Below are 20325 nucleotides of genomic sequence, written 5' to 3'. Positions count from 1 at the left end.
GTAAGGAAGGCATGCATCAATGGTGATGCTTACCTTCCTTTTTTTCGGGAACAAAATCAATTCCACCTGGATGTAGGGGATGACATTTTAATAATCGTTTAATCGTTAACCAGCCACCTTTAATAGCCCCAAAGCGTTTGATTGCTTCAAGCCCATATTGTGAGCATGTCGGGTAAAAGCGACAGGTCGGCGGCTTTAACGGAGATATAAATTTTTGATAAAAACGGATGATTCCTATAAATAACGCTTGAAGCAATTTTTTCTACTTCCCTTACTTAGATTAAGTACTTATACTATACAATAGGAAGTGAATAAAAGCATCTTTAACGTTAATTCAAATTAAATTGATGAAAAAAATCGGAATTAGCGTTATGATAAATATAGAAAAACTCAGGGAGTGAAGAGAATGCCATCAGTAGAAAGCTTTGAACTTGATCATAATGCAGTTAAAGCCCCATATGTAAGACATTGTGGAGTCCACAAGGTTGGGACAGATGGATTTGTAAATAAATTTGATATTCGTTTTTGTCAGCCAAATAAACAAGCAATGAAACCGGATGTTATTCATACACTTGAACATTTATTAGCTTTTAATCTTCGTGAGCATTGTGAGAAATATGACCATTTCGATATAATTGATATTTCTCCAATGGGATGCCAAACAGGCTATTACTTAGTTGTAAGTGGAGAGCCTACCGTTTCGGAAATCATTGATTTACTTGAAGCTACGATGCAAAGTGCAGTAGAAATTACGGAAATTCCAGCTGCAAATGAGACTCAATGTGGGCAAGCAAAGCTTCATGATTTAGAAGGGGCAAAACGCCTCATGCGTTTCTGGTTATCCCAATCAAAAGAAGACCTTCATAAGGTTTTTGGGTAAGAAAAAAAACCTCAGCCAAAATGGCTGAGGTTTTATAGTTTAGGTGGAATTCGATAGTTTGTTCCTTGCTCAAAAGAATAGGCTAATTTAATCAATAAGGTTTCCGAGAACGCGGTACCGGTGAATGTAATTCCAACGGGTTCGCCTTCCGGCGTGTACCCAGCAGGAACTGTAATTGATGGATAGCCAGCTTTAGCCGGAATACCTGCTCCAATATTATTTGGAAACACAATTGCATCTAATGCATGTTCTTTCAAAACAGAATCAATTCCATTCTCCGTCGAGTGATAATGGTCGTTTTCAAGTGCCGCAAGATACTCTTTTTCAGTCAAAGTTCCACTCGTTTTTTCTGCTTTTTCTAAAATAATTTGGCCGTATTTTAGCATTTTTTCATCATTTTCTTTATTAAATTTGATAAGGTCTGCTAAATTACGGACTTTCACTGATGGGTCTAATTTACGTAAATAATTGTTTAGGTCTACCTTAAATTCGTAGGTTAATACATCATAGCTCCATTTATTTTTGGAAGAAGGAATTTGTACGGTCTCTACAACAGTTGCCCCTAGTTCTTCAAGCTTTTTAACGGCATTATCCATAACTGCTCGTTTGTCTTCACTAAGATAGTCAAAATAAACCTCTCTTGCAATCCCAATCCGTGCACCTTTTAAACCATTAACATCTAAATATTTTGTAAAATCAGTAGGATGTAACGTTCTGCTCGTATACGTGATTGGGTCACGTTCGTCTACTTCAGATATGACTGATAACAGGTAAACAGCGTCCTTCACTGTACGAGCCATTGGGCCTGCTGTATCCTGTGTATGGGCAATCGGAATAATCCCCGCACGACTTACTAATCCAACTGTCGGCTTAATACCAACAAGTGAATTTTGACTGGAAGGACTTAGTATTGAGCCTGATGTTTCTGTACCAACTGCAACAACTGCAAAATTCGCGGCAATGGCAGAACCCGAACCTGCGCTTGATCCGCCAACATCAAATTTACCTGGTCCATATGGGTTTAGTGTTTGGCCCCCCCGTGAACTGTAGCCACTTGGCATTCCTTCCGTCATGAAATTTGCCCATTCTGTCATATTTGTTTTACCTAAAATAATTGCCCCAGCTTCCCTTAGGAGATAAGCAACATATGAATCCTCTGGAGCATATGAATCCGCTAATGCAAGTGAACCGGCTGATGTGTGCATCTTATCATTTGTATCCAGATTATCTTTAAGTAAAACAGGAATTCCGTGAAGCGGGCCACGGGGACCGATTTCCTTTCGTTCAGCATCCAGCATCATGGCAATTTGAAGCGCATCTGGGTTGACCTCAATAATTGATTTTAATTCTGAGTCAAAGTTTGAAATTCTATGTAAATACATAAGCACTAATTGTTTGGCAGTTAGTTCGTCTTTTTCATATTTTTCTTGAATGGAATCAATCGTTGTCTCAATTAACCAATCATTCGCTAAATCTTGAAGAATTTTATTTTCCATCTGGATTCTCCTTATTTTCAAGATGATCAACATCTTCTAAGTCATCTACTGTATGTTTATACTGATAGGCTTTTGATGTCGTAACAACGGCTAATAATATGACGACAAACACAATAATCATTGAAATAATTAATACTATAAACATAGCAACCTCCTCTTTTTCTCCTTTAATATTAACATGGTACGAAGGTAGAAGGTATTGATATTCACTTAAAATTGCAAAAGTAAGAAATATGTTAAAAAACAATCGAAAAAATGTTGTTTCAGTGTGATATAAAGGGGGTATGTTAACAATAAGGAGGAGATTTTTTATGTCAGCACAATTAATCGAAATCGTTAATAAACAAGTTGCAAACTGGAGTGTAATGTACATTAAGCTACATAATTACCACTGGTATGTGAAAGGATCAAACTTTTTTACACTTCATGTAAAATTTGAGGAATTGTATAATGAGGCTGCTGTTCATATTGATGAGCTAGCGGAACGCCTACTCGCTATTAGTGGACAACCCGTTGCAACAATGAAGGAAATTCTTGAATTGTCTTCGATACAGGAAGCAAACGGTAATGAAAATGCGGAGGAGATGGTAGCAACCATTTCTAATGATTTTTCGATTTTAACCGGGGAGTTAAAGGAAGGGATGAAGGTTGCTGCAGATGCGGATGATGAAACAACAGGGGATATGCTACTTGCGATTCATCAAGCACTTGAAAAGCATATTTGGATGCTCCAATCCTTCTTAGGAAAATAAAAAAAGTTTGCCCTTCTTTCTTGTCGAAAGAGGGGTTTTGCTTTATTTTTATTTATAAGGAGAGTGAGAGCGATGATCGATTTACGAAGCGATACAGTTACAAAGCCCACAGCTGAAATGAGAAAAGCAGCCTATGAGGCTGAGGTTGGGGATGATGTTTATCAGGAAGACCCTACGGTAAAAGAGCTTGAGCGCACAGCCGCTGAGATGCTTGGAAAAGAAGCAGCATTGTTTGTGACAAGTGGAACTCAAGGAAATCAAATTGCCGTGTTAACTCATACAAGCAAAGGAAATGAAATCATTGTAGAGCAGGATTCTCATATTTTTAATTACGAAGGTGCTGCGATTTCTGCATTTGCTGGGGTACAGCCTCGAACCATTCAAGGAAAAAGAGGAGCAATGGATCCTGCTGAAGTAGAGGCTGCTATTCAAGAGGAGGATGTACATAACCCTGAGACGGGCTTGATTTGTATAGAAAATACACATAATCGAGCGGGGGGAGCTGTGATTGCACTTGATAATATGAATGCGATTTATCAAATTGCATCTGCAAATCAGATTCCTGTCCATTTGGATGGTGCACGCCTATTCAATGCAGCTGTGGCACTGGGGCGTCCGGTTAAGGATATTGCTCAATATACAGATACCGTTCAATTTTGTTTGTCAAAAGGTTTAGGTGCCCCAGTTGGTTCAATTATTGCTGGAAGCGAGAAATTTATAAAACAAGCGAGAAAATGGAGAAAGCGCCTAGGCGGTGGATTAAGACAGGTTGGCATCATTGCAGCGCCAGGACTTGTCGCATTGCGGACAATGGTAGACCGACTAGCAATCGATCACGAAAATGCTACGTTCTTAGCGGAAGGACTCGGCAATATTAATGGATTGAACGTCGTAAATCAGATTGATACCAATATTATTTTAGTGGATGTAAGTGAAAGAGGCTTAACCTCTAGTCAGTATGCCGCATTATTAAAAGAACATGGAGTATTCGTTTCAACTTTTGGACCTAAACTTGTAAGGTTTACGACTCATTATGATGTCAATCGGGAGTCAATTGAAGACGCATTACAAATTGTTAGTAAACTTTAATGCGAATTAAGGATTGTCAAAGCTGACAATCCTTTTTTTATGGATTTTAGTGGATATCCCTCAACTCATCGACAGTCATCATCTTTGATTGGCCGATTCCATCACGTGCCATCTTCGCTTTAAGGTTTTCAATCATATAAAAACCGACTAAATTACGTAACTCCTGGTCGGGTAAATCACTTAAAAGGTCGATCAAATCTTCACGTTCAAATTGTTCAAGCACGGAGAAAGCAATAATGTCCGCATCTTCTTCGTCACCCGTTAACTTATTACGGTACATGTCATAAATTTCATCAATAATTTTCATAAATGTTTCCCCTTTATCTGCTTATTTCACAGGCTTTCTTGGAAATTAGTATATGGGGGAATGTATCAAAAGATACTAATGTATTAAAAATAGTCATAAATCAGCTTTAGGAGCGTGAATATTTTTGATACTGAAAGAAAAAGCTAAACAGACGGAATCATATCGTTAGGAGTGAAACATGTTGGAACAGGAGTCAAGGAAAACTTATTATATCTCTGTTGGAACTGGCGAAATATCTCAAGTGAAGTCTGGATCTACGTGGGAGTATAAAATTGAAGCTACCGAAGAAGAAGTTCGGCAATTGAGAAACCTGTTTGATGCAAACTATTCGAATGAGGTTGAAAACTTTTTACGTGCTCACGTGCCTTTTGTTGAATATCATTATGATTCTTCCAATGACAAATATGACTTGAATATGCTAAAGATTTATCAAATAATTAATCAACTGGGAGACCAGGAGGCAAAGGATTTCATTCAATCCGAAGGAATACTTGATGTATTACGTACCATCGATTAAGCCACTTCTACATGAAGCGGCTTGTTTTTTTATGGTATGATGAAAATAAATTAATTCGTAATGGAGAAAAGATAAAATGATTGTATTTCATGATATGTATCATAATGAAGTGAATTTATCGTTTACACCTGATCCATTTTCTACTCATCCAATGCATGTATGGGTAATCTGTAGGTATGAGGGCCAGTGGCTGTTAACCAATCATTCTGAACGCGGGCTTGAATTTCCAGGGGGGAAGGTAGAAGAAGGAGAAACACCAGAAGCTGCTGCTATTCGAGAGGTTATGGAAGAAACGGGAGCAGAGGTTTCAGAACTCGATTATATTGGGCAATATAAGGTTATTGGCAAAGGAAAAACGATTATTAAAAATATTTACTTTGCCGAAATTGAACGGCTCCTTAAGCAAAAGGATTATTTTGAAACAAAAGGTCCTGTTTTGTTAAAAGAAATTCCTTTAGATACGGTTAAGTCTGACCGCCGCTATAGCTTTATCATGAAGGATGATGTCTTAACTCATAGCATAGATTATGTAGAAAAATACATAAAAACGAAGAAAGCTCTCTAGCATCCACTAGAAGAGCTTTTTATTTGGTGTCTTTTATTAGCTTTCTTTCAAGGAACTCGACGCCTTGGTACATAAGTGTTGCACAAATAGCGATTAATAATAAGCTTAGGAAAATCAATGTGAAATTGAATACTTGAAATCCATAGATAATTAGATAGCCTAAGCCCTGCTTGGAAACGAGAAATTCGCCAACGATGACCCCGACCCATGATAATCCCACATTTACTTTTAATGTGGAAATAATCGCTGGAAAGGAGGAGGGAAGGATGACGTTTCGGAAAATTTGTTTCCGGTTTGCTCCAAATGTCAACAGGACTTTAATATAATTGTAATCCACTTCTTTGAACGAGGTATATACGACAATCGTCGTGATAATGATGGAAATAATCGCTCCCATCGCAATGATTGAAATATAACCTGTTCCTAATGCCACAATTAAGATGGGGCCAAGCGCAACCTTTGGCATCGCATTGAGAACCACTAGGTATGGATCAAGGATATTTGAAAGGCGTTCAGACCACCATAATATCGCTGCAATCAATGCCCCTAAGACCGTTCCTAAAATAAAGCCAAGGACTGTTTCAAATAATGTGACTGCAAGATTGTTAAACAAAGTTCCATCATTGATTTTGTCTAAAAACAGAGTCCAAATTTTTGAAGGAGCACTAAAGATTAAAGGGTCAATCCAATGATACCGACTCGCAAGCTCCCATATTCCGAAAAAGACAATAAAAATCAGGATTTGATAAGAAAGAACTAGTTTTTTCTCTTTTTTGATTGATTGCAGGTAATTTTTGTGTAGGTCTTTAATGTTCAGATTTTGTTTCAAGTTTATCTAACTCCTCCCATATTTGCTGAAAGATGTTCGAATACTCTGGGTGTTGTCTTGCATTAAATGGAGTCTCATTCCGTAAGTTTTCTGGGATATCAAATACTTTTGCGATTTTTCCTGGACTTTTCGAAAGGAGGTAAATCCGGTCACTCATAGCAATGGCTTCACCAATATCATGTGTGACAAGGATGGCTGTTTTACGATATTCCTTTAATGTATCTGAAACGAGATCTTCTAATTTTAGCTTTGTTTGAAAGTCTAATGCAGAGAACGGTTCATCCAGCAGAAGAATTTTGGGGTTTGTCGCAAGGGTTCGAACCAAAGCAGCTCTTTGTCTCATCCCACCTGAAAGCTGGTTTGGATATGCTTTTTCTACTCCCTTTAATCCGATTTCCTCAAGTAGGGCTAATGTGTTTTTTCTTGTTTGAACTGTTTCTTGATTCATGATTTGTAACCCAACAAGAATGTTCTCCTCAATCGTCTTCCACGGAAATAAGTAGTCCTGCTGTAGCATATAACCAATATCGGACTTTGCCTTTTCAACTGTTTTACCTTCTATTAAAACCTTCCCATATGTCGGTTTTAATAATCCAGCAATGATGGAGAGTAAAGTCGTTTTACCACACCCACTAGGACCGAGGAGGGAGATGAACTCCCCTTCCTCGATTGTGAGTGAAATGTCTTCGAGTGCGGACGTTGTAGAATCCTTTGTAAAATAAACATGGTGGATATCTTTTACTGACAAAAAGTTCATAGTAACACTCCTATTTTGAGATGACTTTTTCTGCAATACTTGTGTTCACAAGTGTGTTATAGTCGATTCTCTTCGGTAATTCTCCTGCTTCATCCATGATATCCTGTAAGTTATTCCAAGCTTCCTCTGATAAAACAGGATTTGTTGCGTATGATCCTTGGTTCTTGTATCGTTCAATAGAGGATGTGATTAAATCAAGTGGTGTATCTGGGAAGAATTCTTGCACTGATTTTGCAATTTCTTCAGGGCTATGTGAATCGACCCATGCTTGCGCCTTATAGACTGCACGTGTGAATTTTTCAACGGCATCAGCGTTGTCATCAATAAAGCTTTGCTTTGTCATAAACGTTGTATATGGTACCTTGCCAGATTCTTCACCGAAAGAAGCGACAATATATCCACGTCCTTCTTTTTCAAACAAACTTGCAGTTGGTTCAAATAATTGGACAAATTCACCTGTGCCTGAAGCAAAAGCACTTGAAATATTTGCAAAATCAATGTTTTGGATTAGATTTAAATCGCCATGTGGATCAATATCATTCTTCTTTAATACAAATTCCCCAACCATTTGTGGCATACCGCCTTTACGTTGGCCAAGGAATGTACTATCTTTAACTTGGTCCCAACTAAAGTTTTGAATATTTTCTCTTGCCACTAAAAACGTACCGTCCGTTTGTGTAAGGGCCGCGAAGTTAATAACCGGGTCGGTTGAGCCTTGTGCTTCCACATAAATGGATGTTTCAGAGCCTACTAACGCTACATCAGCACCTCCGGAAATTAAAGCAGTCATGGTTTTATCTCCACCAGGAACGGTTGTTAATTCAATCTCTAAGCCCTCTTCTTCAAAAAATCCTTCTGTAATTGCTACATACTGAGGTGCGTAAAACACAGAACGGGTTACCTCGGCAATTCGGATTTTTTGAACCTGGTCATTATTACAAGCGGCTAATGGGATAATAAGCAGTAATGCAAACAGGCTAGCTAAAAAACGGCGCATGTATTCATACCTCCTTGACAGATATTCTGTCGGCTATAGTCATTTCTAAGATAGATTATGAAACGTGACAAAAATGTGTGAATGCCTATTTTTAGTTTTTATAAGTGGATTTTTAAAAGGTTTTCGAAAATAATGATGTAGAGAGGATGGATAAAATGGAGGATGGCACAATTATCGAAAAGCAAAGATTTCCGTCTCCTAATCCAGCAATCAATCTTTATTTAATTACATATTGGAGTAAAGGATTAAAAATTAAAGGCTATCTTGCTGAACCAAAGGAAGACGGATTGTATGACGGCTTTTTATATTTGCGCGGTGGGATTAAAAATGTAGGAAAGGTTCGAATTGGTCGGATCATTCAATTTGCCTCAGAAGGCTTTGTAGTGATGGCTCCTTTTTATCGAGGAAATCAAGGGGGAGAGGGGAACGAGGATTTTGGCGGACATGACAGATATGATGCGTTCTCTGCAGTTAAAGTATTAGAGGAACATGAAAAGGTAAACCCAACTCGGATCCATGTCTTTGGCTTCTCACGAGGAGGAGTGATGGCTCTTCTTACAGCCATTCATCAACCCCAGGTTTGTTCGGTCGTCTCATGGGCTGGAGTAAGTGATTTGAGCTTAACATATGTGGAGCGCAATGATATGAGGAGGATGCTAAAGCGGGTTATCGGAGGAACTCCAACTAAATATCCAGAACGATATAAATGGAGAACACCTTTATATGAAATTGAAAAGCTTGAAATCCCCTTACTTATTATTCATGGTGAAAAGGATGAAAATGTATCTGTCGAACATGCATATCGACTTGAAAAAAGAGTTAGGGAGCTTGGAAAACAGATAGAAAGCTGGTATTTTCCACAATACACTCATTTTTTTCCACCCCATGATAATCGGGAAACAGTTAGACGGTTAACGGAATGGATGAAAACGAGGGAGTCGAATACGAAAAAGCTCGAGGTTTGATTTTTCTCGAGCTTTTTTGCTTTATGCAGTTTATATTCTTGGTCCGCCCAATAATTCAATTTCCTTTGGAACATTGGAGAATTTTTTGAAGTTTTCTTTGAATTTTACAGCCAATTCTTTTGCTTTAACATAGTACGTACTTTGATCTGCCCATGTTTTTGCTGGCTGAAGCACATCATCAGGAACACCCGGAATGTGAATTGGAATTTCTAAGCCGAAAATATCATTTTTCACCGTTTCTGCATGAGTAAGTTCACCTTCTAAAGCTGCTTGAACCATTGCTCTTGTGTATGACAGCTTCATGCGGTTCCCCACACCATACTCTCCACCAGTCCAGCCAGTATTTACTAAAAACACTTGAACATTATGCTCGTCAATCTTTCTTCCTAGCATTTCTGCATACTCAGTTGCAGCCAGTGGAAGGAAAGGAGAGCCAAAGCAGGTTGAGAATGTTGCTTCTGGTGCTGTTACACCACGCTCTGTTCCTGCAAGCTTACTTGTGTAGCCACTTAAGAAATGATACATGGCTTGTTCTTTTGTTAGTTTACTAATTGGAGGGAGAACACCGAAAGCATCTGCTGTTAGGAATACAATTGTGTTCGGATGACCCGCAATACTTGGTACAATAATATTATCAATATTGTCAATTTGGTATGCTGCTCTTGTGTTTTCAGTCAATGCATTGTCATCATAATCTGCAATTCTTGATTCTTCATCTACTATTACATTTTCTAAAACAGAGCCGAAGCGAATAGCATCAAAAATTTGTGGCTCCTTCTCACGCGAAAGATTGATGGTTTTAGCATAGCAGCCACCTTCTATATTAAACACGCCAGAGCTAGCCCAACCGTGCTCATCATCTCCAATTAGTCGACGTTTTGGATCGGCAGAAAGAGTTGTTTTGCCTGTTCCAGACAGACCAAAGAAAAGTGCAACATCTCCTTCTTGACCTACGTTAGCGGAGCAGTGCATGGAGAGAATATTTTGCTCAGGCAGTACATAGTTCATTACAGAGAAAATCGATTTTTTAATCTCACCAGCATACTCAGTTCCTCCTATTAAAACTGTTCGTTTTTCGAAGGAAATAATGATGAAGGTTTCGGAGCGTGTGCCATCTACTTCAGGGTCTGCTTTGAAATTTGGTGCGCATATGACTGTGAATTCAGGTTGATGTGTTTTTAAATCCTCTTCAGTTGGTCGAACAAACATTTGTTGGGAAAATAAATTATGCCAAGCATATTCGTTAATCACTTGGATGGGCATACGTACTTTTTTATCGGCACCTGCATATCCATTGAATACATAAATTTCTTCTTTTTCTTTCAAGTATGAAAGCACCTTTGTGTAAAGGTTTTCAAATGTAGCTTCAGAAATTGGTTTGTTCACCTTACCCCAGTCAATTCTATCTTTAATAGATGCTTCTTCTACGATGTATTTGTCTTCTGGTGATCTTCCTGTGTATTTCCCTGTTGTTGCACATACAGCCCCAGTCGAAGTAAGGATTCCCTCTTGTCTTGCGAGTACTTTTTCAACTAAAATAGGAACAGATAGATTATGAAGTACGTTTTTTCCATTCACTAATTCCAATAGCTGCTCATTTGAAACTTCAACTGAATTCATGTAAAACCATCCTTTATCATTTTTTATATAATCAAATTTTACAATTAGTATAACACATTGAAAAAAATAGTCTATACTATTAAACGTATTTTACGTAATATATCTTAAAAAGTGCGTACATATTCAAAAATAGTCCTTTATAATACTTCCATTTTCGAAGATTGTCTGTTTCGTGAAAAAAGTGGACATACTTCGATATGATTTTTTTGAAATTATATTGACATGAAAAGGTTTACTGCGTTATGATAATTCATTGAACGGATACTCTCTTATCCCGAGCTGGCGGAGGGACAGGCCCAATGAAACCCGGCAACCATCACTTTTCTTATATATCAAATAAGTTTTTGTGGAACCTATACAAAGTAGGTCTCTCATTTGACAAAAAGTGATAAGGTGCTAACCTGAGCAAGGCATGACCTTGATCGATAAGAGTGAAAGGCGAGATAAATGATAATACCTTTCCTCAAATAAGTAGGGAAGGTTTTTTATTTCTTAAATGAGAACATTCATGGTTTCAAGCATGTTACTTAAAGCGTTTATATGTGTACATCACAGATAACTAGTCAATAAGGATAGAAAATCGTGAAGGTAACAATACTAAGGGAATGAGTACCGTATCAATGAATGTCAGAATTTGAGTATAATTGAATTCTGAATCGAAAAAGGAGGAAGCGTTTGTGACAACTAGACGCCGTTTATTTACTTCTGAGTCTGTTACGGAAGGACATCCAGATAAAATCTGTGACCAAATTTCAGATTCTATTTTAGATGCCATCTTAGCAAATGATGCAAATGCACGCGTAGCGTGTGAAACTTCTGTTACAACAGGTCTTGTACTTGTTGCGGGAGAGATTACAACCTCTACATATGTAGATATCCCAAAGATTGTCCGTGAAACGATTAAAGAGATTGGTTATACTCGTGCAAAATACGGATTTGACTACGAAACATGTGCTGTATTAACATCGATTGATGAGCAATCTCCAGACATTGCGATGGGGGTAGACCAAGCGTTAGAGGCTCGAGAAGGTCAAATGACAGACGAGCAAATTGAAGCGATTGGAGCAGGTGACCAAGGCTTAATGTTCGGTTATGCTTGTAATGAAACAAAAGAGTTAATGCCTTTACCGATTTCATTAGCTCATAAGCTATCACGTCGTTTAACAAAGGTTCGTAAAGATGAGATTCTTCCTTATTTACGTCCAGATGGTAAAACGCAAGTGACAGTTGAGTATGATGAGAACAATAATCCTGTTCGTATCGACACAATTGTTATTTCAACTCAGCACCATCCGGAAATCTCACTAGAACAAATTCAACGAAATCTTAAAGAACATGTCATCAATCCAGTTGTTCCAAGTGAACTAATTGATGAAAATACGAAATACTTTATTAACCCAACTGGCCGTTTTGTAATTGGTGGTCCACAAGGAGATGCTGGTTTAACTGGCCGTAAAATCATTGTTGATACGTACGGTGGTTATGCAAGACATGGCGGTGGCGCATTCTCTGGTAAGGATCCAACTAAGGTTGACCGTTCTGCTGCCTATGCTGCTCGTTATGTTGCGAAAAACCTTGTGGCAGCTGGATTAGCTGATAAATGTGAAGTACAGCTTGCATACGCAATCGGTGTTGCCCAACCAGTTTCTATTTCTGTTGACACTTTTGGTACAGGAACAGTATCTGAAGATGTTCTTGTAGAGCTAGTTCGTGATAATTTCGATTTACGTCCTGCTGGAATTATTAAGATGTTAGACCTTCGTCGTCCAATTTATAAGCAAACTGCTGCATATGGTCACTTTGGTAGAAACGATCTCGATGTACCATGGGAGCGTACTGACAAAGCAGAAACACTTAAATCACAAGCAAAATAAGATAAAAAAAGCTCGCCAATTTTGCGGGCTTTTTGTTCGTATTTAGTTTTCAGTGTCTAGCTCAAGGCGCCATCGGCTCGAGGTCACAAGCCAATCGCTTCTGAAGGCTTAAAGCGCCTTCTGTCAGCGCTCGTCTTGTGCTTGTCGCCGATAGTCGGGCGTCTTGAGTTTTTCTTTTTGTAATTGTTTATAATGCTGTCCTTTTTCGACATATTCACGGCGAATTCTAGCCATGTCTTTTTTATCCTCTTCGTTAAGTTCACGGATCACTGTTGCAGGCCTTCCAAAGGCAAGTGTGTTCGGAGGGATTTTTTTACCCTGTGGAACAAGGCTGCCAGCACCGATAAAAGCACCTTCACCAATTTCAGCACCATCAAGAATAATTGTCCCCATCCCTATTAGGGCGTTTTTACGGATAATTGAGCTATGTAGGATAACCTGATGTCCAATTGTGACATCATCTTCAACTATCAAAGGATTGTTTGGACTTTGGTGCAAGGTTGAGTTGTCCTGAATGCTCACTCTTTTTCCGATAATTGTCGGTGCCACATCACCTCGAATAACGGTATTAAACCATATATTTGTGTCCTCGCCGATTCTAACGTCACCCGTAACGGTTGCATAGTCAGCAATGAATACAGAGTCCGCAATTTCAGGATATTTTCCTTTGTATGGATAAATCATAACATGCACATCCTTTCCTAATTGTTTGATATTCGCTGGAAAATCATATAAGGTAAGTGTATCAACTTTCATATTTTACGTAAATCAACATGTTCATAAATCGAGGTGATATCTATGGTACCTACACAACCAATAAGTTTAATGAAGAAAGTGTATCGTGAGGTATTTCCGATTGTACATCGTGAATTAGCGGTTTGGAAAAAGAAAGCGGAGGAGATTCCAAACGAAGAGCTTCGGAAGCAGGCCTTGGCTAGTATTCATTCCAAAACATTTCACTGTGAAGGTGGAGCCATCCTTGCCTTATTAGCAGAAGGGAAAATGGAGGAATGCATCCGTTTTATTGTTGCTTATCAAACGATTAGTGACTATTTGGATAATCTTTGTGATCGCAGTACCTCATTAGATCCCGTCGATTTTCGCTCGCTTCACGATTCCATGCCAGATGCATTACGACCAGGACAGCCAACAAAAAACTATTATCAACATCGTGATGAACAGGATGATGGTGGCTATTTAGAAAGCCTGGTTAGAGCCTGTCAGGAAGTTCTCCAAAACATGAATCATTATGATAAAATAGCTGATTATTTACAGGAATTAGCAAGCTATTATTGTGATCTGCAAATACATAAGCATGTAAAAGTAGAAGAGCGTGTACCAAGGCTCGAGAACTGGTTTAAAAGTCATCAGGAGCATCTTCCAAACATGGAATGGTATGAATTTTCGGCTTGCTCAGGGTCTACATTAGGCATTTTTTGTTTAGTTGCTTATGCGTTTCATGAGGAATTCAATAAAGAAATTGCGGTTAAAGTTCGAAATGGGTATTTTCCATATATACAAGGCCTCCACATCCTACTTGATTATTTCATCGATCAAGATGAGGATCGTCAAGGTGGCGACTTGAATTTCTGTTTTTACTATCCACATGAAAATGAACTTGTGGATCGCCTAAAGCATTTTATTATAGAAGCAGATAAGCATACAGCTGGATTGCCAAATGAAAAATTTCATCGAATGATTAATCGTGGATTATTAGGCCTCTACTTATCAGATGAAAAGGTTCGAACACAGCGAAGTGTCTTAAAAATTGCAAAGAAAATGATTAGACTTGGTGGAAAGACATCCTTTTTCTTCTATGTGAATGGACGGGCTTACCGCAGATTTCAGCATGTATTTGGATAAGGAAAAGATAGAGCGGTGTAGGCTCTATCTTTTATTTTTGGGCAGGCTTTGAACAAGCTCTTCCAGACTGACTTGAAAACGCTTGTCAGACAAGGCGCGCAGCTGAGCAAAGACGCGAATAGAAGTTGCCGAATGAGCGCAACGAGCAAGGCAAGCAGCGAAGTATACGAGCGTTTTTCAACAGTCTGGGCGCTATCTTTTTTCAATGGCGATGATAAAAGGTGGATTGTTTATTTGATTCATAAATCGGTACATTATTACATGGGCTCGGTTTTGATCAAGCGTTGAACAATACTTCATCAGTTGATCTCGTTCGACGACCCCTTCTTCATGACCGTGATACACGACAAGTACGATAACACCCTCAGGCTTCATGAGAGATAGTAATTGCTCAATCGATTCAATCGTGGAATCAGGCTTTGTAACAATATCTTTATTTCCTCCAGGTAAATATCCTAAATTAAAGATAGCACCAGCAATTTTGCCATGGGCTTCGATTGGAATTGTGGTTAAAAGCTGATTATGGCTTTCATGAAACAAACGAACACGCTCAAATAACCCACGCTCTTTCAGACGTAAAGTTGTACTTTCAATCGCTTCAAGTTGGATATCAAAGCCGAATACATGCCCACTTTCACCAACTAACGAAGCAAGCATTACTGTGTCATGGCCATTTCCAATCGTTGCATCAACTGCATAATCCCCTTCATGAATAGTCAGTTGAAGTAGCTTCCGTGCAAATGGAAGAATCCGATCTAGTTTCATACGTTTTCCGCAACCTTTTGATAATATTTTCCTTGATAGCTGTCACGACGTTTTAGTTCAGCATCAATTGTATTTAGAACCTCCCACTTATTCACACTCCACATCGGTCCTACCATTAAATCGATTGGACCATCTCCGGTAATCCTGTGAACTATCATTTCAGGGGGTAAAATTTCAAGTTGGTCACAAACTAATTGTACATATTCATCAAAAGACAGAAATTCCAAAAGACCTTTTTCATATTGCTTTACCATTGGGGTTCCTTTTAATAAATGTAACAAATGAATTTTGATTCCTTGTACATCAAGTTTTGCAACTTCTCTAGCTGTTTCCATCATCATCTCTGGTGTTTCCTGTGGGAGTCCATTAATAATATGGGAGCAAATCCGAATATTGTGCTTGCGAAGCTTATTGACTCCATCTACATAACATTGAAAATCATGAGCACGATTAATGAGCTGGGCTGTTTTCTCATGAACGGTCTGCAAGCCAAGCTCGACCCAAAGATAGGCCCGTTCATTTAGCTCTGCTAAATATTCAACAACTTCATCTGGAAGACAATCAGGTCTTGTTGCAATCGAAATGCCGACAACACCTTCTTGATTTAAAACGGGCTCGAATCGTTCGCGCAATACCTCTACAGGTGCATGGGTATTAGTGAAGGCTTGGAAATACGCCATGTATTTACCATCTTTCCATTTATCATGCATTTTATTTTTTATAGTATGGAACTGTGTGAGGATGTCATCTGCACGATTTCCTGCAAAATCACCAGATCCAGCTACACTACAAAAGGTACAGCCACCATGTGCAACTGTACCATCTCGATTTGGGCAGTCAAATCCTCCATCAATGGCGACTTTAAATACTTTATGTCCAAATGTATGACGTAAGTGGTAATTCCATGTATGGTATCTTTTATTATCAGTTGAATAATGAAACGGATTAACCTGAGGCATATTTTTGCCCCTCCTAACTAAGAAAATTCCTATGTTAAATATTATCATGTGGGTTTCTAGTAATACAAATGAAATTCGACTTGTTCATAAATTGGTAATAACTTTGTCGAAAGAAGAAATCAAGGATGAACACACTATAAAAGAGAAAGCTTTAGCTTCTCATTTCGAATGTAGGAGGGGGAAGAATGGCTACTCGACAATCTGTTGAGGCATTTTTGCAGCGCTGTGAAGACACTCTTCGTAATGCCCAAGAACAAATTACCACTGCCAGAAGACAGGAAGCTTATAATGAAACGGAGTATACGGATGCACAAATGCAGTTGGAGGAAGTTACAAACGAATTGGCCAAGCTTGCCATGAGCTGTAATGGTCAGCAACGTGAACAATTGCACCGAATGAGATTACAACTGCAGCAACTCCAAAATGATATGACTCTAGATGCGAATATCATTCAAGAGTATAAGATGTAGGGGATGAAAATATGAAAAAGCGTTCAGATCAAAACAATCCTGAGCAAAAAACGAAAAATGGGATTAATAGCAATGATGTGGAATTCGGACAGGACTTTGATCCCGTTAAAAAATCAAAGCAAAAATACCTAAAAAAAGGGCAACCCGTTAAATCAAAGCAGCGTCCTGAATAAACATGAACCGACAAGTGAAATTTGCTTGTCGGTTTTTATTTTAGTCTATTGTCGGTCAAGCGTGTACCGTGAGATGGTTCTAGAGGTACACACTCGCAAAGAAAATCCCAAAGCGTGTACCGTGAGATGGTTCTAGCGGTACATGCTCGCAAAGAAATCCCCAAAGTGTATACCGTAACCTGGTTCTCAAGTTACACGCTCGCACAAAACTCACCTGAGCATGTACCACAACCAGGACCATTGTGCTACACAATCGTACTTAATTCCCTTAAGTACGTAAACACAACCTATACTTTTACTTATCCAGTTATCCGAATACTTTTTTTAATTGATTAAATTTGCGGCAAGGAATAGAATAATTTTGATATGTAGAAAAGGAGGTACCCGTATGCCTAGATCTCTTTGGATGATCATCATTGGAATGGTTATTAATGTAACTGGTTCATCTTTTTTATGGCCGTTAAATGCAATCTATATTCATGGTCATCTTGGAAAATCGTTATCTGTTGCAGGACTGGTGTTAATGGTAAATGCGGGTGCAACCGTTATTGGAAATTTAGTGGGTGGCATCCTATTTGATAAATTTGGCGGTTACAAGTCGATTTTAACAGGCATCTTAATTTCGTTAGTAGCTCTTACTGGACTAACCTTCTACCATGGTTGGCCACATTATGTTATCTTTCTTACCATTATTGGCCTAGGTACAGGGATGGTATTTCCGGCAATGTTTGCGATGGCCGGAGCCGTTTGGCCAGAGGGTGGAAGAAAGTCGTTTAATGCCGTTTATGTCGCTCAGAACCTTGGTGTTGCGATAGGGTCAGGTCTTGGAGGCTTTGTTGCTTCTTATTCATTTGATTATATTTTTATGGCAAATACATTCATGTATGTCTTGTTCTTCCTAGTGGCATTATTCGGGTATCGTGGAATTCACGCGGAAAAAGGAACACAAAAAAGCATCCTTGAACAAACAAAGACAGTAAAAAACCGCTCAAAATTAAATGCTTTGTTCATTCTTTGTATTGGGTACGTTTTGTGTTGGGTCGCCTACGTGCAATGGCAGGCCACAATTTCAAGCTATACACAGGATATCGGAATTACGTTAAAGCAATATAGCTTATTATGGACAGTGAATGGAGGCTTAATTGTTCTCGGACAGCCATTACTGTACCTGGCAGTAAAATCTTTTGCAAAATCCTTAAAAAAGCAAATTATCATTGGAATTCTTATTTTTATTTGTTCTTTTCTTATTGTTTCAATGGCAGGCTCTTTTAGCGGATTTTTAGTAGCTATGATTATTTTAACGGTTGGCGAAATGTTTGTCTGGCCAGCTGTTCCAACGATTGCAAATGACCTTGCACCAAAAGGAAGAGAAGGTTTTTATCAAGGAATTGTTAACAGTGCTGCAACCGGCGGCAGAATGATTGGACCTGTTCTTGGTGGTTTGCTCGTTGATTTATGGGGAATGAGCATGTTATTCACAGTACTAGCAGTCTTACTAATCGTTTCTATTTTTACAACGGTTATCTATGACAAAAAGCTCAAAGAAAAAAGTAATGTTGTACTAAGTGCAAAGGCCTGATACATATTAGTGTATCGGGTCTTCTTTTTTACCTTCTTTGAACGGCTGCTTAAAGGAATATTCTGACTTTTGTCGAAAGGTAAGTATAGAATATACAAATTTTTGATAAAGAATCTTAAAAGGGGCGGTTTAGGCGTGATTAATTATCTTCAAGAATTAAAATATACCCTTAATCTGCTTGAGCAAAAGGAAAAAGAGGTAGAACAATTAAAGGAAATAATCGAACTGTTATATGACGGGGTTATCATGATTGATAGGCAAGGGGTAATCACAATGATGAATCAGACATACGGTGAGTTCCTCGGTGTTAAAGTTGAAGATGTGATTGGCAAGCATGTCAAAGAAGTAATTGAAAATACACGTATGCATGTTGTTGTGGAAACGGGACAATCAGAAATTGGCTCATTTATGATCGTAAAAGATAAAAGTATTATTGTTATGCGTACCCCTATTTGGAAAGAGGGGAAGGTTGTTGGGGCTATAGGCAAGGTTTTATATACAGATATTAACGAGTTAAAATCTTTGGTTCAGCGCCTAAACGTAGTTGAAGGAAAACTGGATTTTTATAAACCGGAATTGAAAAAAGTGCAAGGATCCAAATATTCGTTTGAGCAGATTATAGGCGAGCATGAGCGGATGAAAGAAGTAAAGGATTTAGCATTGAAAGTGGCACCTAGTCGCTCAACAGTATTGATTCGAGGTGAAAGTGGAACAGGTAAGGAATTGTTTGCTCATGCCATTCATGAAGCCAGTAACCGTTCTGATGGACCGCTTATATGCCTTAATTGTGCCGCCATACCGGCTAATTTATTAGAATCTGAACTGTTTGGTTATGAGGATGGGGCATTTTCAGGAGCGAAAAAGGGCGGAAAACCTGGAAAGATTGAACAAGCCCAGGGTGGAACATTATTTTTAGATGAAATTGGGGATATGCCTTTCGATATGCAGGTAAAGCTATTACGAGTCTTACAGGAAAAAGAAATTGAAAGAATTGGTGGCAGTCAGACTAATCAGATTGATATCAGGTTAATTTCAGCAACAAATCGTCCTTTAGAGGAAATGGTTAAAAAAGGTGAGTTTAGAGAAGACCTTTATTACCGCCTAAATGTGATTCAAATCATGATTCCACCTTTGAGGGAGCGGGGCAAAGATATCATCACTACCGCGCATCTAATTTTGGGTAAATTAAATAATGAGCTCGGAAAAAGCATAAGTGGCTTTCATCCACATGTAGAAAATTTATTTCGTCGTTATCAGTGGACGGGTAACGTGAGAGAGATGCAAAATGTTATTGAACGTGCTCTTCATACCGCAGATAACGGTCCGGAAATCTGTTTAGAAGACCTTCCCCCTTATTTATTAGACCATAGTAAAAGTTATACAGATGTTTCATCCTTTTCACTTGAAGAGGTGGTAGAAAATGCTGAAAAAGCTGTAATCATCCGTGCATTAAAGGCAAGTGAAGGGAATCGATCTGAAGCGGCAGAAATGCTTGGCATACATAGAGCAAGCTTATATCGAAAGATGGAGAAATATGGTTTATTAAGGCTTCAATAAGTGTTGCAAAAATGAGACGTGTCGCATTATTGAGACATAATGTAAGCGCTTGCCAAATGGTGGTATTAACAAAAACAACGTTGCAGTTTTGCGACGTTATTTTTGTTAATTTTCGATATTTTCTAAATTAAACACCGATACTATTAAAAATATAGAAAAAAATGATAATTAAAAATTAAAAAAATGGGACATTTACAAGGGTTCAGAGATCCTCCCAAAAAGTTGGCACGAATTTTGCAAATAAAAAAAGTAGGTTGAAAAAGTACTAACAGGAAGGAGAAAACTGAAATGAAAGCTTTATATTCTGTCCA

Annotated in this window: 23 protein-coding genes and 1 riboswitch; of the genes, 12 read left to right on the top strand and 11 right to left on the bottom strand. The window is 38.5% G+C overall.

The features are described from left to right. Window positions 1-16: 16 nt before the first annotated feature. A complete protein-coding gene (yidD, locus tag V7112_RS10290; RefSeq protein WP_116351848.1) occupies window positions 17-256 on the bottom strand; it encodes a membrane protein insertion efficiency factor YidD in 240 nt (79 codons plus the stop codon). 150 nt (window positions 257-406) lie between these two features. Here yidD and V7112_RS10285 point away from each other — a divergent pair, with 150 nt between their 5' ends. Then, a complete protein-coding gene (locus V7112_RS10285; RefSeq protein WP_335418693.1) occupies window positions 407-880 on the top strand; it encodes an S-ribosylhomocysteine lyase in 474 nt (157 codons plus the stop codon). 32 nt (window positions 881-912) lie between these two features. Here the strand turns inward: V7112_RS10285 and V7112_RS10280 are convergent, their stop codons facing one another. Then, window positions 913-2376: an amidase family protein gene (locus tag V7112_RS10280; RefSeq protein WP_335418690.1), complete on the bottom strand. Its 1464-nt coding sequence runs from the start codon at window positions 2374-2376 to the stop codon at window positions 913-915. Then, a complete protein-coding gene (ytzI, locus tag V7112_RS10275; RefSeq protein WP_335418686.1) occupies window positions 2366-2521 on the bottom strand; it encodes a YtzI protein in 156 nt (51 codons plus the stop codon). Before ytzI ends, V7112_RS10280 begins: the two co-directional genes overlap by 11 nt. A 166-nt stretch (window positions 2522-2687) precedes the next feature. On the opposite strand from ytzI, the gene V7112_RS10270 reads away from it, so the two are divergent. Continuing rightward, the gene (locus V7112_RS10270; protein ID WP_335418682.1) at window positions 2688-3128 is read left to right on the top strand and encodes a Dps family protein; all 441 of its coding nucleotides are present in this window, start codon (window positions 2688-2690) and stop codon (window positions 3126-3128) included. Window positions 3129-3200: 72 nt separating this feature from the next. After that, window positions 3201-4217 (top strand): low-specificity L-threonine aldolase, encoded by a 1017-nt coding sequence (gene ltaE, locus V7112_RS10265; protein WP_335418678.1) that lies wholly within the window; start codon window positions 3201-3203, stop codon window positions 4215-4217. Window positions 4218-4263: 46 nt separating this feature from the next. Here the strand turns inward: ltaE and V7112_RS10260 are convergent, their stop codons facing one another. Beyond that, on the bottom strand, window positions 4264-4524 hold the full coding sequence (locus V7112_RS10260; protein WP_335418675.1) for a DUF6154 family protein: 261 nt from the start codon (window positions 4522-4524) through the stop codon (window positions 4264-4266). Between the two features lie 178 nt (window positions 4525-4702). On the opposite strand from V7112_RS10260, the gene V7112_RS10255 reads away from it, so the two are divergent. Beyond that, a complete protein-coding gene (locus V7112_RS10255) occupies window positions 4703-5041 on the top strand; it encodes a hydrolase (RefSeq protein ID WP_335418673.1) in 339 nt (112 codons plus the stop codon). Window positions 5042-5117: 76 nt separating this feature from the next. After that, window positions 5118-5606 (top strand): RNA deprotection pyrophosphohydrolase, encoded by a 489-nt coding sequence (gene ytkD, locus V7112_RS10250; RefSeq protein ID WP_335418670.1) that lies wholly within the window; start codon window positions 5118-5120, stop codon window positions 5604-5606. A gap of 19 nt (window positions 5607-5625) precedes the next feature. Here ytkD and V7112_RS10245 read toward each other — a convergent pair whose 3' ends face one another. The 3 genes from V7112_RS10245 to V7112_RS10235 are packed head-to-tail and all read right to left on the bottom strand — an operon-like array spanning window position 5626 to window position 8189. Continuing rightward, complete coding sequence (locus V7112_RS10245) at window positions 5626-6435, bottom strand: ABC transporter permease (protein ID WP_335418667.1); 810 nt, start codon at window positions 6433-6435, stop codon at window positions 5626-5628. Then, a complete protein-coding gene (locus tag V7112_RS10240) occupies window positions 6413-7192 on the bottom strand; it encodes an ABC transporter ATP-binding protein (protein WP_335418663.1) in 780 nt (259 codons plus the stop codon). Before V7112_RS10240 ends, V7112_RS10245 begins: the two co-directional genes overlap by 23 nt. A gap of 10 nt (window positions 7193-7202) precedes the next feature. Next, complete coding sequence (locus V7112_RS10235) at window positions 7203-8189, bottom strand: ABC transporter substrate-binding protein (protein ID WP_335418659.1); 987 nt, start codon at window positions 8187-8189, stop codon at window positions 7203-7205. Between the two features lie 155 nt (window positions 8190-8344). Between V7112_RS10235 and V7112_RS10230 the strand changes: the two genes are divergently transcribed. After that, the gene (locus V7112_RS10230) at window positions 8345-9154 is read left to right on the top strand and encodes an alpha/beta hydrolase family protein (protein ID WP_335418656.1); all 810 of its coding nucleotides are present in this window, start codon (window positions 8345-8347) and stop codon (window positions 9152-9154) included. A 30-nt stretch (window positions 9155-9184) separates the two neighbouring features. Here the strand turns inward: V7112_RS10230 and pckA are convergent, their stop codons facing one another. Continuing rightward, window positions 9185-10774 carry a phosphoenolpyruvate carboxykinase (ATP) gene (gene pckA / locus V7112_RS10225; RefSeq protein WP_335418653.1) on the bottom strand — a complete coding sequence of 530 codons (1590 nt, stop codon included), beginning with the start codon at window positions 10772-10774 and terminating at the stop codon, window positions 9185-9187. A gap of 266 nt (window positions 10775-11040) precedes the next feature. Further along, window positions 11041-11206: riboswitch (SAM riboswitch) on the top strand. A gap of 245 nt (window positions 11207-11451) precedes the next feature. Between pckA and metK the strand changes: the two genes are divergently transcribed. Continuing rightward, the gene (metK, locus tag V7112_RS10220; RefSeq protein ID WP_335418650.1) at window positions 11452-12648 is read left to right on the top strand and encodes a methionine adenosyltransferase; all 1197 of its coding nucleotides are present in this window, start codon (window positions 11452-11454) and stop codon (window positions 12646-12648) included. 123 nt (window positions 12649-12771) lie between these two features. Here metK and V7112_RS10215 read toward each other — a convergent pair whose 3' ends face one another. Further along, window positions 12772-13332 (bottom strand): gamma carbonic anhydrase, encoded by a 561-nt coding sequence (locus tag V7112_RS10215; protein WP_335418647.1) that lies wholly within the window; start codon window positions 13330-13332, stop codon window positions 12772-12774. Between the two features lie 114 nt (window positions 13333-13446). Here V7112_RS10215 and V7112_RS10210 point away from each other — a divergent pair, with 114 nt between their 5' ends. Further along, window positions 13447-14511: a tetraprenyl-beta-curcumene synthase family protein gene (locus tag V7112_RS10210; protein WP_335418644.1), complete on the top strand. Its 1065-nt coding sequence runs from the start codon at window positions 13447-13449 to the stop codon at window positions 14509-14511. 192 nt (window positions 14512-14703) lie between these two features. Here the strand turns inward: V7112_RS10210 and V7112_RS10205 are convergent, their stop codons facing one another. Together V7112_RS10205 and V7112_RS10200 are read right to left on the bottom strand one after the other, a co-directional pair. After that, a complete protein-coding gene (locus tag V7112_RS10205; RefSeq protein WP_335418642.1) occupies window positions 14704-15276 on the bottom strand; it encodes a class I SAM-dependent methyltransferase in 573 nt (190 codons plus the stop codon). Further along, window positions 15273-16235 carry a TIGR01212 family radical SAM protein gene (locus V7112_RS10200; protein WP_335418639.1) on the bottom strand — a complete coding sequence of 321 codons (963 nt, stop codon included), beginning with the start codon at window positions 16233-16235 and terminating at the stop codon, window positions 15273-15275. The genes V7112_RS10205 and V7112_RS10200 overlap by 4 nt, the downstream gene beginning before the upstream one ends. A gap of 185 nt (window positions 16236-16420) precedes the next feature. On the opposite strand from V7112_RS10200, the gene V7112_RS10195 reads away from it, so the two are divergent. The 4 genes from V7112_RS10195 to V7112_RS10180 all read left to right on the top strand — a co-directional run bounded on the left by V7112_RS10195 (window position 16421) and on the right by V7112_RS10180 (window position 20014). Next, the gene (locus tag V7112_RS10195; RefSeq protein ID WP_335418636.1) at window positions 16421-16705 is read left to right on the top strand and encodes a YtzC family protein; all 285 of its coding nucleotides are present in this window, start codon (window positions 16421-16423) and stop codon (window positions 16703-16705) included. Between the two features lie 11 nt (window positions 16706-16716). Beyond that, on the top strand, window positions 16717-16878 hold the full coding sequence (locus V7112_RS10190; RefSeq protein ID WP_335418633.1) for a glycogen biosynthesis protein GlgD: 162 nt from the start codon (window positions 16717-16719) through the stop codon (window positions 16876-16878). Window positions 16879-17266: 388 nt separating this feature from the next. Further along, window positions 17267-18457, top strand: coding sequence for an MDR family MFS transporter (locus V7112_RS10185; protein WP_335418630.1), 1191 nt, complete (start codon window positions 17267-17269; stop codon window positions 18455-18457). 135 nt (window positions 18458-18592) lie between these two features. Next, window positions 18593-20014, top strand: coding sequence for a sigma-54 interaction domain-containing protein (locus V7112_RS10180; protein ID WP_335418627.1), 1422 nt, complete (start codon window positions 18593-18595; stop codon window positions 20012-20014). The last annotated feature ends 311 nt before the right edge of the window (window positions 20015-20325 follow it).

It is taken from the genome of Bacillus sp. JJ1566 (assembly GCF_036962685.1).
In the GTDB taxonomy this organism is placed as follows: Bacteria; Bacillota; Bacilli; order Bacillales; family Bacillaceae_L; genus Ferdinandcohnia.
This window is presented reverse-complemented; position numbering and strand designations above follow the sequence as displayed.

What these genes read in the sequence shown, in the direction of transcription:
- V7112_RS10285 (WP_335418693.1), top strand. Translation starts at nt 407, where the DNA reads ATGCCATCAGTAGAAAGCTTTGAACTTGATCATAATGCAGTTAAAGCC.
- V7112_RS10280 (WP_335418690.1), bottom strand. Translation starts at nt 2,376, where the DNA reads ATGGAAAATAAAATTCTTCAAGATTTAGCGAATGATTGGTTAATTGAG.
- ytzI (WP_335418686.1), bottom strand. Translation starts at nt 2,521, where the DNA reads ATGTTTATAGTATTAATTATTTCAATGATTATTGTGTTTGTCGTCATA.
- V7112_RS10270 (WP_335418682.1), top strand. Translation starts at nt 2,688, where the DNA reads ATGTCAGCACAATTAATCGAAATCGTTAATAAACAAGTTGCAAACTGG.
- ltaE (WP_335418678.1), top strand. Translation starts at nt 3,201, where the DNA reads ATGATCGATTTACGAAGCGATACAGTTACAAAGCCCACAGCTGAAATG.
- V7112_RS10260 (WP_335418675.1), bottom strand. Translation starts at nt 4,524, where the DNA reads ATGAAAATTATTGATGAAATTTATGACATGTACCGTAATAAGTTAACG.
- V7112_RS10255 (WP_335418673.1), top strand. Translation starts at nt 4,703, where the DNA reads ATGTTGGAACAGGAGTCAAGGAAAACTTATTATATCTCTGTTGGAACT.
- ytkD (WP_335418670.1), top strand. Translation starts at nt 5,118, where the DNA reads ATGATTGTATTTCATGATATGTATCATAATGAAGTGAATTTATCGTTT.
- V7112_RS10240 (WP_335418663.1), bottom strand. Translation starts at nt 7,192, where the DNA reads ATGAACTTTTTGTCAGTAAAAGATATCCACCATGTTTATTTTACAAAG.
- V7112_RS10235 (WP_335418659.1), bottom strand. Translation starts at nt 8,189, where the DNA reads ATGCGCCGTTTTTTAGCTAGCCTGTTTGCATTACTGCTTATTATCCCA.
- V7112_RS10230 (WP_335418656.1), top strand. Translation starts at nt 8,345, where the DNA reads ATGGAGGATGGCACAATTATCGAAAAGCAAAGATTTCCGTCTCCTAAT.
- pckA (WP_335418653.1), bottom strand. Translation starts at nt 10,774, where the DNA reads ATGAATTCAGTTGAAGTTTCAAATGAGCAGCTATTGGAATTAGTGAAT.
- V7112_RS10215 (WP_335418647.1), bottom strand. Translation starts at nt 13,332, where the DNA reads ATGATTTATCCATACAAAGGAAAATATCCTGAAATTGCGGACTCTGTA.
- V7112_RS10210 (WP_335418644.1), top strand. Translation starts at nt 13,447, where the DNA reads ATGGTACCTACACAACCAATAAGTTTAATGAAGAAAGTGTATCGTGAG.
- V7112_RS10205 (WP_335418642.1), bottom strand. Translation starts at nt 15,276, where the DNA reads ATGAAACTAGATCGGATTCTTCCATTTGCACGGAAGCTACTTCAACTG.
- V7112_RS10200 (WP_335418639.1), bottom strand. Translation starts at nt 16,235, where the DNA reads ATGCCTCAGGTTAATCCGTTTCATTATTCAACTGATAATAAAAGATAC.
- V7112_RS10195 (WP_335418636.1), top strand. Translation starts at nt 16,421, where the DNA reads ATGGCTACTCGACAATCTGTTGAGGCATTTTTGCAGCGCTGTGAAGAC.
- V7112_RS10190 (WP_335418633.1), top strand. Translation starts at nt 16,717, where the DNA reads ATGAAAAAGCGTTCAGATCAAAACAATCCTGAGCAAAAAACGAAAAAT.
- V7112_RS10185 (WP_335418630.1), top strand. Translation starts at nt 17,267, where the DNA reads ATGCCTAGATCTCTTTGGATGATCATCATTGGAATGGTTATTAATGTA.